The 14,171-nt window shown below is 68.2% G+C and carries 16 protein-coding genes; 9 read left to right on the forward strand and 7 right to left on the reverse strand.

The annotated features are described in order from the left end of the window. Positions 1-123 precede the first annotated feature (123 nt). The 4 genes from ribBA (at position 124) to G3O00_RS31570 (ending at position 3,540) form a co-directional block, all read left to right on the forward strand. A complete protein-coding gene (gene ribBA, locus G3O00_RS31555) occupies positions 124-1,266 on the forward strand; it encodes a bifunctional 3,4-dihydroxy-2-butanone-4-phosphate synthase/GTP cyclohydrolase II (protein ID WP_011351236.1) in 1,143 nt (380 codons plus the stop codon). A gap of 53 nt (positions 1,267-1,319) precedes the next feature. After that, a complete protein-coding gene (ribH, locus tag G3O00_RS31560) occupies positions 1,320-1,835 on the forward strand; it encodes a 6,7-dimethyl-8-ribityllumazine synthase (RefSeq protein WP_089450082.1) in 516 nt (171 codons plus the stop codon). Then, entirely contained in the window at positions 1,832-2,269 is a 438-nt protein-coding gene (gene nusB / locus G3O00_RS31565; protein ID WP_011351234.1) for a transcription antitermination factor NusB, read from the forward strand. Before ribH ends, nusB begins: the two co-directional genes overlap by 4 nt. A 74-nt stretch (positions 2,270-2,343) precedes the next feature. Beyond that, positions 2,344-3,540: a pyridoxal phosphate-dependent aminotransferase gene (locus G3O00_RS31570; protein WP_206145340.1), complete on the forward strand. Its 1,197-nt coding sequence runs from the start codon at positions 2,344-2,346 to the stop codon at positions 3,538-3,540. Positions 3,541-3,640: 100 nt separating this feature from the next. Here G3O00_RS31570 and G3O00_RS31575 read toward each other — a convergent pair whose 3' ends face one another. Further along, positions 3,641-4,753 carry a lytic transglycosylase domain-containing protein gene (locus G3O00_RS31575; RefSeq protein WP_206145341.1) on the reverse strand — a complete coding sequence of 371 codons (1,113 nt, stop codon included), beginning with the start codon at positions 4,751-4,753 and terminating at the stop codon, positions 3,641-3,643. A 596-nt stretch (positions 4,754-5,349) separates the two neighbouring features. Between G3O00_RS31575 and G3O00_RS31580 the strand changes: the two genes are divergently transcribed. Further along, positions 5,350-6,906 carry a UbiD family decarboxylase gene (locus tag G3O00_RS31580; protein ID WP_011351231.1) on the forward strand — a complete coding sequence of 519 codons (1,557 nt, stop codon included), beginning with the start codon at positions 5,350-5,352 and terminating at the stop codon, positions 6,904-6,906. Positions 6,907-6,964: 58 nt separating this feature from the next. After that, on the forward strand, positions 6,965-7,633 hold the full coding sequence (locus G3O00_RS31585; RefSeq protein WP_206145342.1) for a LysE family transporter: 669 nt from the start codon (positions 6,965-6,967) through the stop codon (positions 7,631-7,633). Between the two features lie 124 nt (positions 7,634-7,757). On the opposite strand, the gene G3O00_RS31590 is transcribed toward G3O00_RS31585, so the two are convergent. Next, positions 7,758-8,060, reverse strand: coding sequence for a hypothetical protein (locus G3O00_RS31590; RefSeq protein ID WP_041492762.1), 303 nt, complete (start codon positions 8,058-8,060; stop codon positions 7,758-7,760). 515 nt (positions 8,061-8,575) lie between these two features. Here G3O00_RS31590 and G3O00_RS31595 point away from each other — a divergent pair. Then, positions 8,576-9,505 (forward strand): DUF2520 domain-containing protein, encoded by a 930-nt coding sequence (locus tag G3O00_RS31595; protein WP_206145343.1) that lies wholly within the window; start codon positions 8,576-8,578, stop codon positions 9,503-9,505. Positions 9,506-9,580: 75 nt separating this feature from the next. After that, positions 9,581-10,144, forward strand: coding sequence for a YggT family protein (locus G3O00_RS31600; RefSeq protein WP_011351227.1), 564 nt, complete (start codon positions 9,581-9,583; stop codon positions 10,142-10,144). A gap of 9 nt (positions 10,145-10,153) precedes the next feature. Here the strand turns inward: G3O00_RS31600 and G3O00_RS31605 are convergent, their stop codons facing one another. From G3O00_RS31605 to G3O00_RS31625, 5 genes are all read right to left on the reverse strand, one after another. Beyond that, positions 10,154-10,504 carry a DUF190 domain-containing protein gene (locus tag G3O00_RS31605; protein ID WP_174931139.1) on the reverse strand — a complete coding sequence of 117 codons (351 nt, stop codon included), beginning with the start codon at positions 10,502-10,504 and terminating at the stop codon, positions 10,154-10,156. Positions 10,505-10,527: 23 nt separating this feature from the next. After that, positions 10,528-10,914 carry a fluoride efflux transporter CrcB gene (crcB, locus tag G3O00_RS31610; RefSeq protein ID WP_011351225.1) on the reverse strand — a complete coding sequence of 129 codons (387 nt, stop codon included), beginning with the start codon at positions 10,912-10,914 and terminating at the stop codon, positions 10,528-10,530. 194 nt (positions 10,915-11,108) lie between these two features. Continuing rightward, on the reverse strand, positions 11,109-11,981 hold the full coding sequence (locus tag G3O00_RS31615; protein WP_206145344.1) for a Sir2 family NAD-dependent protein deacetylase: 873 nt from the start codon (positions 11,979-11,981) through the stop codon (positions 11,109-11,111). Between the two features lie 175 nt (positions 11,982-12,156). Continuing rightward, positions 12,157-12,537, reverse strand: a complete 381-nt coding sequence (locus G3O00_RS31620; RefSeq protein WP_206145345.1) for a DUF4406 domain-containing protein — start codon at positions 12,535-12,537, stop codon at positions 12,157-12,159. Further along, positions 12,534-13,133, reverse strand: coding sequence for an NUDIX domain-containing protein (locus tag G3O00_RS31625; protein ID WP_206145346.1), 600 nt, complete (start codon positions 13,131-13,133; stop codon positions 12,534-12,536). Before G3O00_RS31625 ends, G3O00_RS31620 begins: the two co-directional genes overlap by 4 nt. Before the next feature lie 81 nt (positions 13,134-13,214). Between G3O00_RS31625 and G3O00_RS31630 the strand changes: the two genes are divergently transcribed. Then, positions 13,215-13,970, forward strand: coding sequence for a DeoR/GlpR family DNA-binding transcription regulator (locus G3O00_RS31630; protein ID WP_206145347.1), 756 nt, complete (start codon positions 13,215-13,217; stop codon positions 13,968-13,970). The last annotated feature ends 201 nt before the right edge of the window (positions 13,971-14,171 follow it).

The raw sequence follows: 14,171 nt of genomic DNA on the forward strand, positions 1-14,171 counted from the left end.
TGGCCTGCCGCGCAGGCCGGCCGCGGCGCTTTCCGGAGCGCTTGCCGGCCACGCGCGGCCCATGCCAGCCGAAACGTCGTCCGGCTGGCGTAAAATACGCACTTTCCTCTTTCACGCCCCCTTATGACGCTCGCCTCCACGCTCGACATCATCGCCGAGCTGAAAGCCGGCCGGATGGTGATCCTGGTCGACGAAGAAGACCGCGAAAACGAGGGCGACCTCGTGATCGCCGCCGAATTCGTCACGCCGGAAGCGATCAACTTCATGGCCAAGTACGGCCGCGGCCTGGTTTGTCTGACGTTGACGCAGGAACGCTGCAAGCAGCTGCACCTGCCGCTGATGACCTACCGCAACGGCACGCAGTACGGCACCGCCTTCACGGTCAGCATCGAAGCGGCCGAAGGCGTGACGACCGGCATCTCGGCCGCCGACCGTGCGCGCACGATCGCCACGGCGGTCGCGCATGACGTGCGTCCCGAGCACATCGTGCAGCCGGGTCACGTGTTCCCGATCATGGCGCAGCCGGGTGGCGTGCTCGTCCGCGCGGGCCATACCGAGGCCGGTTGCGACTTCACCGCGCTTGCGGGCCTCACGCCGGCCGCGGTGATCTGCGAGATCATCAAGGACGACGGCACGATGGCGCGCCTGCCCGACCTGATCGAGTTCGCGCAGGAACACAACCTGAAGATCGGCACGATCGCCGACCTGATCCAGTACCGCAGCCGCACCGAATCGATCATCGAGCGGATCGCCGAGCGCACGATGCAGACCGCGCACGGCACGTTCCGCGCGGTGCTGTACCGCGACCAGCCGAGCGGCTCGCCGCACATCGCGCTGGTGCGCGGTGCGCCGTCGCCGGACGTCGATACGCCGGTGCGCGTGCACGAGCCGCTGTCGGTGCTCGACCTGCTCGAGACGGGCGTGTCGACGCACTCGTGGACGCTCGACGCCGCCATGCGCGAGATCGCGGAACGCGACCTCGGCGTGATCGTGCTGCTCAACTGCGGCGACACGAAGGAACACCTGATCGACGTCTTCAAGGCGTTCGACGAGGAAGAAAAGGCCGCTGCGCTCAAGCGCCGGCCGGTTGATTTCAAGACGTTCGGCATCGGCGCGCAGATCCTGCGCGATGTCGGCGTCAGCAAGATGCAGGTGCTGTCGAATCCGCGCAAGCTGGGCAGCATGTCCGGCTACGGCCTGGAGGTCACGGGCTTCATTCCGATGCCCGGCGGCGAAGCCAAGTCCTGCCCGGCGTCCAACGCGTAACCCGCCACGGCGCTTTCGCCCTATAACCGTTCATCCACACCACGGACAAGATCATGGAAATCGGACAATACCAACCGAATCTCGAAGGCGACGGCCTGCGTATCGGCATCGTGCAATCGCGCTTCAACGAGCCCGTGTGCAACGGCCTCGCCGACGCGTGCGTCGAGGAACTGGAACGCCTCGGCGTCACCGGTGAAGACGTGCTGCTCGTGTCGGTGCCCGGCGCGCTGGAAATCCCGCTCGCGCTGCAGAAGCTCGCGGAAAGCGGCCAGTTCGACGCGCTGATCGCGCTCGGCGCAGTGATCCGCGGCGAGACCTACCACTTCGAACTCGTGTCGAACGAGAGCGGCGCGGGCATCACCCGCATCGGCCTCGACTTCAACCTGCCGATCGCGAACGCGGTCCTGACGACCGAAAACGACGAGCAGGCCGTCGCGCGCATGACCGAAAAGGGTCGTGACGCCGCACGCGTCGCCGTCGAGATGGCCAACCTGACGATGGCGCTCGACCAGCTCGGCGACGACGACGAGGAAGAAGAAGACGAAGACGACGAAGAGGAGCGCGCATGAAGAAGAGCGCCCGCCGACAATCGCGCGAGCTGGCGACGCAGGGGCTGTACCAGTGGCTGCTGTCGAACGCGTCCTCCGGTGAGATCGACGCGCAACTGCGCGGCGCGCTCGGCTACGACAAGGCTGACAAGGAGCTGCTCGAGGCGATCCTGCACGGCGTGATCCGCGAGCACGCCACGCTCGTCGAAGCGCTGACGCCGTCGCTCGACCGCCCGATCGAGCAGCTGTCGCCGGTCGAACGCGCCGTGCTGCTGATCGCGACGTTCGAGCTCACGCACCACGTCGAAACGCCGTACCGCGTGATCATCAACGAAGCTGTCGAACTCGCGAAGACGTTCGGTGGCTCCGACGGCTACAAGTACGTGAACGGCGTGCTCGACAAGCTCGCCGCGAAGCTGCGCCCCGCCGAAACGCAGGCGCGCCGCAACGGCTGAACCCGTTGGTCCGGAACGGGCGCGCATGCGCCCGTTTTTTCTTTTTGCCTCGCCTCCCTCGCCCTGCCCGCCCGATGAATACCGCCACCGATTCGCTCGTCAGACTCGCCGCACGCGTCGACGCGATCCAGCCCTTCTACGTGATGGAATTGATGAAGGAGGCACAGCGTCTCGAGTCCTCCGGGCGCGATGTTATCCACATGGGCATCGGCGAACCGGATTTCACTGCGCCGGAGCCGGTCGTCGAAGCGGCCGCGGCCGCGCTGCGCCGCGGCGTCACCCAATATACGAGCGCGCTCGGCATTGCGCCGCTGCGCGAGGCGATCGCCGCGCACTACGCGCGCGCGTACGGCCTCACGATCAGTCCGGAACGGATCGTCGTGACGGCCGGCGCGTCGGCCGCGCTGCTGCTCGCGTGCCTCGCGCTCGTCGGGCGTGACGACGAGGTGCTGATGCCCGACCCGTCGTATCCGTGCAACCGGCACTTCGTCGCGGCGGCCGAAGGCCGCGCGGTGCTCGTGCCGAGCGGCCCGGACGCGCGCTTCCAGCTCACCGAGGACGACGTCCGTACGCGCTGGGGCGACCGCACGCGCGGCGTGCTGCTCGCCTCGCCGTCGAACCCGACCGGCACGTCGCTCGAACCCGACGAACTGAAGCGGATCGTCGAAGCCGTGCGCGCACGCGGCGGCTTCACGATCGTCGACGAGATCTACCAGGGGCTCAGCTACGACGCGGCGCCCGTGTCGGCGCTGTCGTTCGGCGACGATGTCGTCACCGTGAACAGCTTCTCCAAGTATTTCAGCATGACGGGCTGGCGGCTCGGCTGGCTGGTCGTGCCGCCCGCACTGGTCGGCACGTTCGAGAAGCTGGCGCAGAACCTGTTCATCTGCCCGTCCGCGCTCGCGCAGCACGCGGCGCTCGCGTGCTTCGAGCCGGCCGCGCTCGATATCTACGAAGCGCGCCGCCTCGAATTCAAGCGCCGCCGCGACTTCATCGCACCGGCGCTCAAACGGCTCGGCTTCACGGTGCCGGTGATGCCGGACGGCGCGTTCTATGTCTATGCGCACTGCGGCGGCGTCGCCCACCCGGCAGCCGGCGACAGCGCCGCGCTCACGACGGCGATGCTTCACGACGCGGGCGTCGTGCTGGTGCCCGGCATGGATTTCGGCGTCCATGCGCCACGCGACTATATCCGCCTGTCCTATGCAACGGCCTACTCGCGGCTCGAGGAAGCGGTCGACCGACTCGCGACGCTGTTCGGGCAGCACTGACACGCGGCCGGTGCGGCGGCCATTCCGCATACCGCAAAAACAAAAAGGCACCCGGATCGGGTGCCTTTTTCCTTTCCTGCCTGCCGGAGGTGTGCGTAAGTTACGCGCCCAGCTCCGAATGGTCGCTGTGCGCCTGCTTCGCGGTATCGACGCTTGCGTCGTCCTGCGACGTGGCCTCCTTCGATGCCGTCGACTTCGCCGAGGTTTCGAGCGTCGCATGCACGCGCTTCGCGCCGCCTGCGGCTGCCGTCACGGCAGCGGCCGTGACGATCGGCTTCGCCGGTGCCTGCGGTGCATTGACCGGCACGCTACGGCCACGCGCGACGTCACGCAGGCGACCGCGCTCGGCCATCACCTTCGAACCGTAGCCGTTGTCCTCGGGGTTCGTCGAGCCGTTGTACATGCGCAGGCCGGTCGCGAGCGAGCCGCCACGTGCGATGCAGTCCTTCAGCACGAGTGCGCCGACCTGGAGGTTCGCGAGCGGCTGCAGCGCGGTATCGGTGCCGCCGAAATACTCGAACTTGTCGGAATGGACCTTCGACATGACCTGCATCAGGCCCTTCGCGCCGACGCCGCTTTCCGCGTACGGGTTGAAGCCCGACTCGATCGCCATCACGGACAGCAGCAGCAGCGGATCAAGGCCGACGTCACGGCCGGTCTGGAACGCAGCCTTGACGAGCTGGCCGAGCGGCTCCTGGGCGACACGGTAACGGCGCGACAGGTAGGTCGCGACGAGCGCCTGTTCGCGATTCGATGCGAGCGCACGGTCGTCACGCGCATCGGCTGCCACGCGCTGGGTCGGGATCAGCTTCGCAAGCGCGACGGGCGACGGGCCGCTACGGGCCGGATCGGACGCATCGCCCTGCGTGGCGGCGGCTTCCGGTGCGACGTCGAGGCCGACCGCAAGCGCGTCCGTTTCGGGGCTGTTGTCTTCCTGCTGCGGCTGCGCGCCGGCGGGCGCGAAGTTCGGCAGCGGATGGCCGGTCAGCAGACGGGCCGGGCCAGCTTGCACGGCCGCGGATACGACCGGCATCAGCTTCGCGGCAAGCGTGCCGCGGACGGTTGGCAGCAGCCACAGTGCAAGTGCAACTGCGACAGCGAGACAGCCGACAACGCTGAAAAGATGGTGACTGACACGCGTCCCGCGACGCAGCATGCTGCGCACGAACTGCGCATGCTGCTCACTAGGACGCCACGATAACCAAGCGTTCATTCAGATCATCTCCCATGAACATGACTCGTGCGGCTCGCTCAGCTCGATGGCGAGACAGGTAACGCGCCGCGGAATCACGACGCCGCACGCTTTGGTTGGGGCGTGCAAGCATCGGGGAAACGGTATAAGTACCGTTCGAGGCCACGGTGTAAGAGGGCCGGCGCCTTCGCACACTGGGCGAGGCGGGCATACGCGGTGGCACCCACGTAAAAAACCAGCGTCTGGTGGCGCTGGCCGGGACTACAACTCAAGCCGTCGGATACGCCGTGCAGGATTCGGCGGACGGTGACGCGCTGCGTCAAAGATCGGTGATTGGCGGCTCGAAGCCTTTTACCCTGCAGCCAATGTGAGCGGATTCTAGCAGGGTTTTATAGATCGTCAACACTATAAAACGTTGAAATCATAACAAAAAGTAATTTAACGGTGCTCTTCAGATCGCAAGCCCCGTGCCGTAGGGGGTTTGCGCGCAGTCGACTTTTTTCTCCGCCGGGCGGGCATGCGGCGGCGCGGGTAAAATCGTCGGTCGATTCGGGGTCACAGCCAGCCGCTGTGCCCACCCATCGCTGCCCGCCTGGCGGGTGGCCCGGACCATCTTCATGAAATACAAAGACTTACGCGATTTCATCCAGCGCCTCGAGGCGCTCGGCGAACTGCGGCGCGTCACGCAGCCCGTGTCGCCCGTGCTCGAAATGACCGAGCTGTGCGACCGCGTGCTGCGCGCCGGCGGCCCTGCGCTGCTGTTCAACGCGCCGACCGGCTACGACTTCCCGGTGCTGGGCAACCTGTTCGGCACGCCGCGCCGCGTCGCGCTCGGCATGGGCGTCGATGCCGGCGACGACGCCGCGCTCGATTCGCTGCGCGATCTCGGGCGCCTGCTGTCCGCGCTGAAGGAACCCGATCCGCCGAAGAGCCTGAAAGACGCCGGCAAGCTGCTGTCGCTCGCGAAGGCCGTGTGGGACATGGCGCCGAAGTCGGTATCGTCGCCACCGTGCCAGGAGATCGTCTGGGAAGGCGCCGACGTCGACCTGAACCGGCTGCCGATCCAGACCTGCTGGCCCGGCGACGCAGGGCCGCTCGTCACGTGGGGCCTGACGGTCACGCGCGGACCGAACAAGTCGCGGCAGAACCTCGGGATCTACCGTCAGCAGCTGATCGGCCGCAACAAGCTGATCATGCGCTGGCTCGCGCATCGCGGCGGCGCGCTCGACTTCCGCGAATTCGCGCTGCAGAACCCTGGCAAGCCGTATCCGGTCGCGGTCGTGCTCGGCGCCGACCCGGCCACGACGCTCGGCGCGGTGACGCCCGTGCCCGATTCGCTGTCCGAGTACCAGTTCGCCGGCCTGCTGCGCGGCAGCCGCACGGAGCTCGCGAAGTGCCTGACGCCCGGCGTCGACACGCTGCAGGTGCCCGCGCGCGCGGAGATCGTGCTCGAAGGCTTCATTTATCCGCAGGAAGGCGCCCCCGCCCCTGCTCCGGCCGGCGCACCGCCGCGCCCGGCCGGCAATGCGTCGGCCAAGTACGAGCACGCGCTCGAAGGCCCGTACGGCGACCACACCGGCTATTACAACGAGCAGGAGTGGTTCCCGGTGTTCACCGTCGAGCGCATCACGATGCGCCGCGACGCGATCTACCACTCGACCTACACGGGCAAGCCGCCCGACGAGCCGGCAGTGCTCGGCGTCGCGCTCAACGAGGTGTTCGTGCCGCTGCTGCAGAAGCAGTTCACCGAGATCACCGACTTCTACCTGCCGCCCGAAGGCTGCAGCTACCGGATGGCCATCGTCCAGATGAAGAAGAGCTACGCGGGCCACGCGAAGCGCGTGATGTTCGGCGTGTGGAGCTTCCTGCGGCAGTTCATGTATACGAAGTTCATCGTGGTCGTCGACGAGGACGTGAACATCCGCGACTGGAAGGAAGTGATCTGGGCGATCACGACGCGCGTCGACCCCGTGCGCGACACCGTGATGGTCGACAGCACGCCGATCGACTATCTCGACTTCGCGTCGCCGGTCGCCGGCCTCGGTTCGAAGATGGGGCTGGACGCGACCAACAAGTGGCCCGGCGAGACCAACCGCGAATGGGGCCGCCCGATCGAAATGGATGCGGCCGTGAAGGCGCGCGTCGACCGGCTCTGGCAGGAGATCGGTCTCTGACACCATGCGGCCGGCGCCTGCCGGCCCGTGGACTGCCATCGCGACAAGAACAACGAAGATGACTTTTCCGCCCGCCTCCATGCTGTCCGACGGTTTTTTTCTGTCGCTGTCGTTGTGTCTCGACATCGGCCTCGTGAACGTCGCGATGCTGTCGCTGACGCTGTCGCACGGCTTCCGGCCGGGCTTCTGGCTCGGCATCGGCTCGTGTGTCGGCGATCTCGTCTATGCGGCGCTCGCGCTCGCCGGGATGGCCGTACTGCTGCAATTCGAGCCGGTGCGCTGGATCGTGTGGATCGGCGGCGGTGCCGTGCTGCTGTTCCTCACGTGGAAGATGGCGCGCGAAGCGCTCACGCCGGCCAAGGCGGCCGGCGACGATGCCGAGGACACGCCGCAGCCGCGCGCCAGCGCACGACGCAGTTTCCTGCGCGGGATGCTGCTCGCGATGTCGTCGCCGAGCGCGATCCTGTGGTTCGCGGCGGTCGGCGGCGCGCTGATCGCGAAGGCCGGCGCGACCACGCCGGCGACCGCGTCGGTGTTCCTGTCGGGCTTTTTCCTCGGCGGCCTCGCGTGGACCCTCTTCATGTGCACGCTCGCGAGCCAGGGCCGCAAGCGCGCGGGCGCCGGGCTGATGCGCGCGTGTCACATCGCGTCGGCGCTGCTGTTCGCGTATTTCTCGTACAGCGTGATCGTCGGCGGCTACCGCGACCTGATCGTGCACGCGGCGTAATCGAAGCCGGCCTGCACGGGTAGCTCACCGAGGTCAGGCCACGGCTCCAAAGAAAAAACGGCGCAGCGCCCCTCGCGGGACGTTGCGCCGTTTTGCCAAGCGCGGTCAAGCCGCGCGGCACGAATCAGCGACGCCAGTAGCCGTGATGGCCCCAGCCGCCACCATAGTAGCCATGACGCCAGTACGGACGGCCATAGTAGCCGCCGACCACCACGGCGGGCGGCGGCGCGTAGTAGGCCGGCGCCGGTGCGTAATAGACGGGCGGAGGCGGCGGCGCGTAGTACACGGGCGGCGGCGGTGCATAGACGGGATACGCGGGCGCGACCGGGATACCGATGCCGACCCCGATCGACACGTGAGCCTGCGCAGCGCTTGCGGCACCCAGGCCCAGCGCGGCGGCGGCGATGAACGGAATGAGCTTTTTCACTTCGATTCTCCTGCTGGAGCGGTATTTTATGCGCCCCTGTCGGCAACGGCGGGCATGCACGTCGCATGGAAGCAATGTAGCGAAAACCCGCCCCTCGCGTAGCGTGCATTTGTTGCAAATTGCAATTGCACGCGGGCGAAGCCGCCGTGCGGCGTGGCACGCCGCACCGGCGGGGACCCTTGCGGGTCGAGCGATTCCGTCCGACGAGTCGGGTCGCAACATCATGGCCGGTCAGTCTTACCGGATACGGCGCGCGCAGCGGGCACGCGACCGTAATGAACGATTACAAATTTGAGACAAGATGCCGACATTTCAAGCCGGATACGGGTGCGACATGTTTCAGGGTCGGATTCCACGATCGTGAATCGACCGTGACGCCGGGCGCCGATACACGCGTCGAGCGCACCGCATACCGGTAATTCACGCATGTGTTCGCACGAACAGGGACCTTTCGCGGCCTCGCCGTCATTCCTGCGATACTGGCGGTTGCTTCGTTTTCGCTTACGTCCGCTGCCATGTCCCTCCCCGACACACCCCGCCTCGGCTTCATCGGCGCCGGCCGTCTCGCGCGCTGCGTTGCGCAGCGCTTCGCGCAGGCCGGCTTTCCGGTCGTCGCGATCGCGAGCCGCACGCCCGCGTCGGCCGCGGCACTCGCCACGCGCATCGACGGCTGCCAGGCGGTCGACACGCCGCAGCAGGTTGCCGACGCCGCCGACCTGATCTTCCTGACGGTGCCCGACGACCATCTCGCGTCGACCGCCGCGGCGCTCCACTTCGACGCGTCGCGCGCCGCGCGGCAAGCCGTCGTTCACTGCAGCGGCGCGTCGGCGGTCGCCCTGCTCGATCCGGCGAAGCAGCAAGGCGTGGCCACCGGCGGCTTCCATCCGCTCTACCTGTTCGGCGGCACCGACGCCGACCTCGCCCGCATCGACGGCTGCTCGGTCACGATCGAAGCCGACGGCGCGTTGCACGAGACGCTGATGCGACTTGCTGCCGCACTCGGCTGCCATCCGCTGTCGATTCCGGCCGGCGGCCGGATGCTCTATCACGCGGCCGCACACTACGCGGCGAGCTTCGCGCTGTGCGGGCTGGCGGAAGCGGTCGAGCTGTGGCGCGGCCTCGGTTTCGACGAGGACGCCGCATTGCGCGCGCTGCTGCCGATGCTGGCCGGCACGATCGAGACCGCGCGCGACAAGGGGCTCGCGAACGCGCTCTCCGGCCCGGTGTCGCGCGGCGACACGGGCATCGTCGAACGCCAGTTGGCACTGCTTGAAACGCGCGGCGGCGATCACGCGACGCTGTACGCGCTGCTGACGCGCCGCGCGGTCGCGCTCGCGGCGCAGCGCGCCACGCCGCCGGCGTCGCTGCCGGCGCTCGCCGAAGCCGTCGAAACGTCGCTCGCGCGCACGGCCGCGCACCCCTCCCCGTCGCGAGACGAGGCGTGATAAGGTGTCGGCCGATGCGCCGCCATCCGGCGTTGGCGGCCGCACGCTACTGACTGTATAAAAAGGATGCCAACGATGTTCGGCGAGATCGCCCGTTTTCTGCTCAATACCGTCTTCACGCTGTTCGGCGCCGCGCTGATCCTGCGCGTCTGGATGCAGGCCGTCCGCGTGCCGCCGTACAACCCCGTCACGCAGGCCGTGCTGCAGGCGACCAACTGGCTCGTGCTGCCGCTGCGCCGCGTGATCGCCGGCGTACGCGGCATCGACTGGGCCAGCGTGGTCGCCGCGCTGCTCACCGCGCTCGTCTACGTCGTGCTGATGGTCGTGATGGCCGGCTTCGACCCGGCCTCGGTGATCGCGACGCTCGTCGTGGTCGCGCTGCTCACCGTCGTGAAGTGGGCGCTCAATCTCGTGATCTGGATGACGATCCTGATGGCGCTGCTGTCGTGGCTCAACCCGCGTTCGCCGGCGATGCCGATCCTCTTCCAGCTCACCGCGCCGTTCCTGAACCCGCTGCGCCGCATCATCCCGAACCTCGGCGGCATCGACCTGTCGCCGATCCTGCTGTTCGTGATCGTGCAGGTGCTGCTGATGATCGTCACGCGTGCCGCCGTGTCGCTGACGATGTTCGGGATCTGACGCCGTACCCTACGCCGCCGGCCCCTGCGCCGGCGGTGCGCCAAGCGTGTCGATCACGCCGAAGCGCGCCGGCATCATCGCGTAGCACACGCGCACCTTCTCGTGCGACAACCGGTCGAGCAAGCGCTGCGCCTCGTCCTCGGTGACGATGAATTCGACCTCGATCGCAAGCGACCCCTGCAGTTCGAAGAAGCGGTCCTCGTGCAGCACGCGATGCTGGCCGAACCCGGCCATCGCGCGAAACGCGGAACCGCCCACGACGCCCATCCGGTTCGCCTCCTCCAGCAGCCATTCCCATAGCGGTTTCCAGTGCAGCCGGTGCTTCTCGTGCACATAGAAGCGCAGGAAGATCTTGTCCATCGCACCCTCCGATGGCGGCACGCTCAGGCCGCCGCGAGCCACGCGCGCGCGGTCCACATGCCGAGCGCCGTCAGCGCGAACGATCCAGTCAAGTGTAGGGCAGCCACCGCAAACGCCCATCCGAATTCGCCCTGCACCGCATGCGTCATCACTTCGACCGAATAGGTCGAGAACGTCGTGAGGCCGCCGAGAAAGCCCGTGATCACGAACAGCCGCCACTCGGGCGGGAGCCCGACGCGGGTCGTGAACACGACGGCGGCGATGCCGATCACGTAGCCGCCGATCAGGTTCGCGGCGAGCGTGCCGAGCGGCACCGCGGGAAAGAATTCGTTGAGCGCGAGACTCAGGAACCAGCGCAGCAACGCGCCGAGCCCGGCGCCGACGAAGATCGCGACGATCGAATAGAACAAGGGCGCTCCCGGTCGATGATGCGGCTGGAGTCAGCCGCCGGCCCCCGGTTGCCCGGGGCGAGGTCCGCTCCCGGACGCTTGTGGCGCGTGCGCGGGCGGCACACGCTGAACTGTATGCGGATTCACCGCGCCCCTGCAACGGCGACCGTCTGCAGGATGCCGGCCCGTTCGGATCGTCTTGCCCGCCCGCAGGCTCACGCGCGTGGCCAGGCCGCGTCGAGCGCGCTCAGCGTCGCCAGCGCGCCGCCCTTCAAGCCGATCACGTCCGCACGACGCGCATGCGCTTCGCGAGCGTTGATGCGGATCACGTCGGCGCCGAGGCGTTCGCTCAGCAGGCGCACGGTCGGGATCGCGGTGCCCGCGCCGATCTCCACCACGGCGACGCGCCCGGCCTGCGCGAGCCAGTCTTCCAGCGCACGCTCCTGCGCGTCGTAGCGCGCACCGAGCCAGCCGGTATCGCCGAACATCAGGATGTTCGGCCGCGCGAGGCCGCCGCAGTGCGGGCACCGCGGCATGTCGCCGACGAGGCGGCAGGTGGCTTCGTCGACGTCCGGTACGAACGGCGCCGCCTCCCATGTGTCGTCCGAACAGGGGCTCAGGCACTGCATTGCATGGATCGAGCCGTGGATCTCGACGATCCGCGCCGGATCGAAGCCGGCTTTCTGGAACTGGCCGTCGACATTGCTCGTCAGCACGAAGCCGCCGTTCGGCATCGCGTCGATCCAGCGGCGCAGGATCGCGAAGCCCGCATGCGGCACCGTCGCACGATAGAGCGCGAGGCGGTGTCCGTAGAAGCCCCACGCGAGTTGCGCGCGTGCGCGGAACGCGTGCGGCGAGGCGATCTCGTGGAATTCGAAACGCTCGTGGCGCAGCGCCGGATACGCACGCCAGAAGCCGTCCGTACCGCGAAAATCGGGCAACCCGGAATCGACGCCGATGCCGGCACCGGCCGTCACGAGCAATGCGTCGGCGCGCGCGAGCGCAGCAACGGCGGAAGCGACGAGGTCGGCCGGCAGTTGCGCGGCGGCGGCCGCAGCGGTGGAGTCCACGGAATCGGAAAGCGGCATGATGGGGCGGCGGTAGCGTCGGGCGGTGCGCGAGTGGCGTCGCGATCATACGCCGGTTCGCGCGCGGCGCGGCATGCGCGATGCAACGGCATGACGCGATGCTCGCCCGGCCCCGGTCGGTGCGGGCGTCCGATCGATGCAGGGAGGCGCCGCAGCCGGGTACCTCCCCACCTGATCAGCTATCCGAATCGTCCTGTGCGACCGGAATGTCGGCGGCCGCGAAGTAGACCGGCTTGCCGAGCTGCCTGGCAAGACCGACGTCCATGTCCGCCCCGCGCGACGCGCCGTCGATACGCAGCACCGCATCGCAGCGGCGCAGCAGCCGGTGCGCGGCCGGATACAGGAACGCCTCGCTGATCGCGTCGCCGACCTGTCGCGACCCGGCCGCGACGGCAAGCGGCAGCGACACCCACTCGCCGATCATCGGCATGTGTCCACGGCGATACACGGCGAGCGCCGCCTCCTCCAGCCGGTGCAGGTTCGCGGCGATGCGCGCGGGGTCGCCGTCCGTGCCGCTGCGATAGGGGCCGGCGACCAGCACGAGCAGCGGCATCATGCCGGGCGCGCGCCGGCGGTTTCCCGCAGCGCGACGTACTGGAGCAGCATGATCGTCTTCCCGTCGACGATCTCGCCGCGCTCGATCGCGTCCAGCGCCGCCTGCAGCGGCATCTCGACGACCTCGAGATCCTCGCCCTCTTCCGCGACGCCGCCGCCATCGCCGGTGCGCAACGATGCGTCGTATTCACCGACGAAGAAATGCAGCTTCTCCGTCACCGAGCCCGGGCTCATGAACGCCTCGAACACCTTGCGCACGCCGCGCACGCGATAGCCGGTCTCCTCCTCGGCCTCCGCGCGGATGCGCGCTTCGGGCGTCGCGTCGTCGAGCAGGCCGGCGGCGGCCTCGAGCAGCATGCCGTCATGCCCGCTGACGAACGCCGGCATCCGGAACTGCCGCGTCAGCAGCACGTCGCCCGTCCCGGCATTGCGCAGCAGGATCGTCGCGCCATTGCCGCGATCGTAGGTCTCGCGGCTCAGGCGCTGCCACGTTCCGTCGCGGCGCAGGAAATCGAACGTCACCTTCTTCAGCACATACCAGTCATCGGACAGCACCGTCGTATCGACGATGCGGACACGGTCCCGCGTTGCAGCCATCCCAGCCTCCGGTTCGACAAAAGACGGCGCCCATGGTAACGTGCATATTCGTGCAACTTCAAGAACATTCGTGCAACCACAATGCTGACGACACAACGCAAGAAAGCGATCCTCGACGCACTCGCGCGCGACGGCCAGGTGCTGGCGGTCGAGTTGAGCGCGCAATTCGGCGTGTCCGAAGACACGGTCCGCCGCGACCTGCGCGAGCTCGCGGCCGAAGGCCTGCTGCAGCGCGTGCATGGTGGCGCGCTGCCGGCGTCGCTGGCCGTTGCGCCGTTCGCGCAGCGCGAGGCGCTCGAGACGGCGGAAAAACGGCGCATCGCGCGACGGGCCGCGGAGATGATCGCGCCCGGGCAGGTAGCGATCGTCGACGGCGGCACGACCTCGGCGCTGCTCGTCAGCCAGTTGCCGCCCGACCTGCGTGCGACGATCGTCACGCACAGCCCGAGTGTCGCGGTGGCGCTGGCCGCGCATCCATCGATCGACGTGATCCTGATCGGCGGGCGGCTCTACAAGCATTCGATCGTCGCCGTCGGCGCGGCGGCGATGGAAGGCATTGCGCGTATCCATGCGGACCTGTACTTCATGGGCGTCACGGGCGTGCATCCGGTCGCGGGGCTCAGCACCGGCGATTTCGAGGAAGCGGCGATCAAGCGCGCGCTCGCCGAACGCGCGGCCGAGACGGTCGTGCTCGCGTCGCAGTCGAAGCTGCGCGCGGCGTCGCAGTTCGTGATCGGCGAGCTCACGCTGGCGCACACCGTGGTGGTCGAAAAGGAAACCGACGCCGCGCTGACGAAGCCTATTGAGGCGGCAGGCGTGACGGTCGTGCGCGCGTAGCGGCGGCGGGGTGCGGCCGCGCGGGGTGTGCGGGGTGTGCGGGGTGTGCGGGGTGTGCGGGGTGTGCGGGGTGTGCAGGGTGTGCGGGGCGTGCGGGGCGTGCGGGGTGTCTCGGATGTCTCGGATGTCCTGGATGTCCCGGATGTCCCGGATGTCCCGGATGTCCCGGATGTCCCGGATGTCCCGGCTGTCCCGGATGTC

The organism is Burkholderia sp. Ac-20384, from assembly GCF_017104605.1.
Taxonomy (GTDB): Bacteria; Pseudomonadota; Gammaproteobacteria; order Burkholderiales; family Burkholderiaceae; genus Burkholderia; species Burkholderia lata.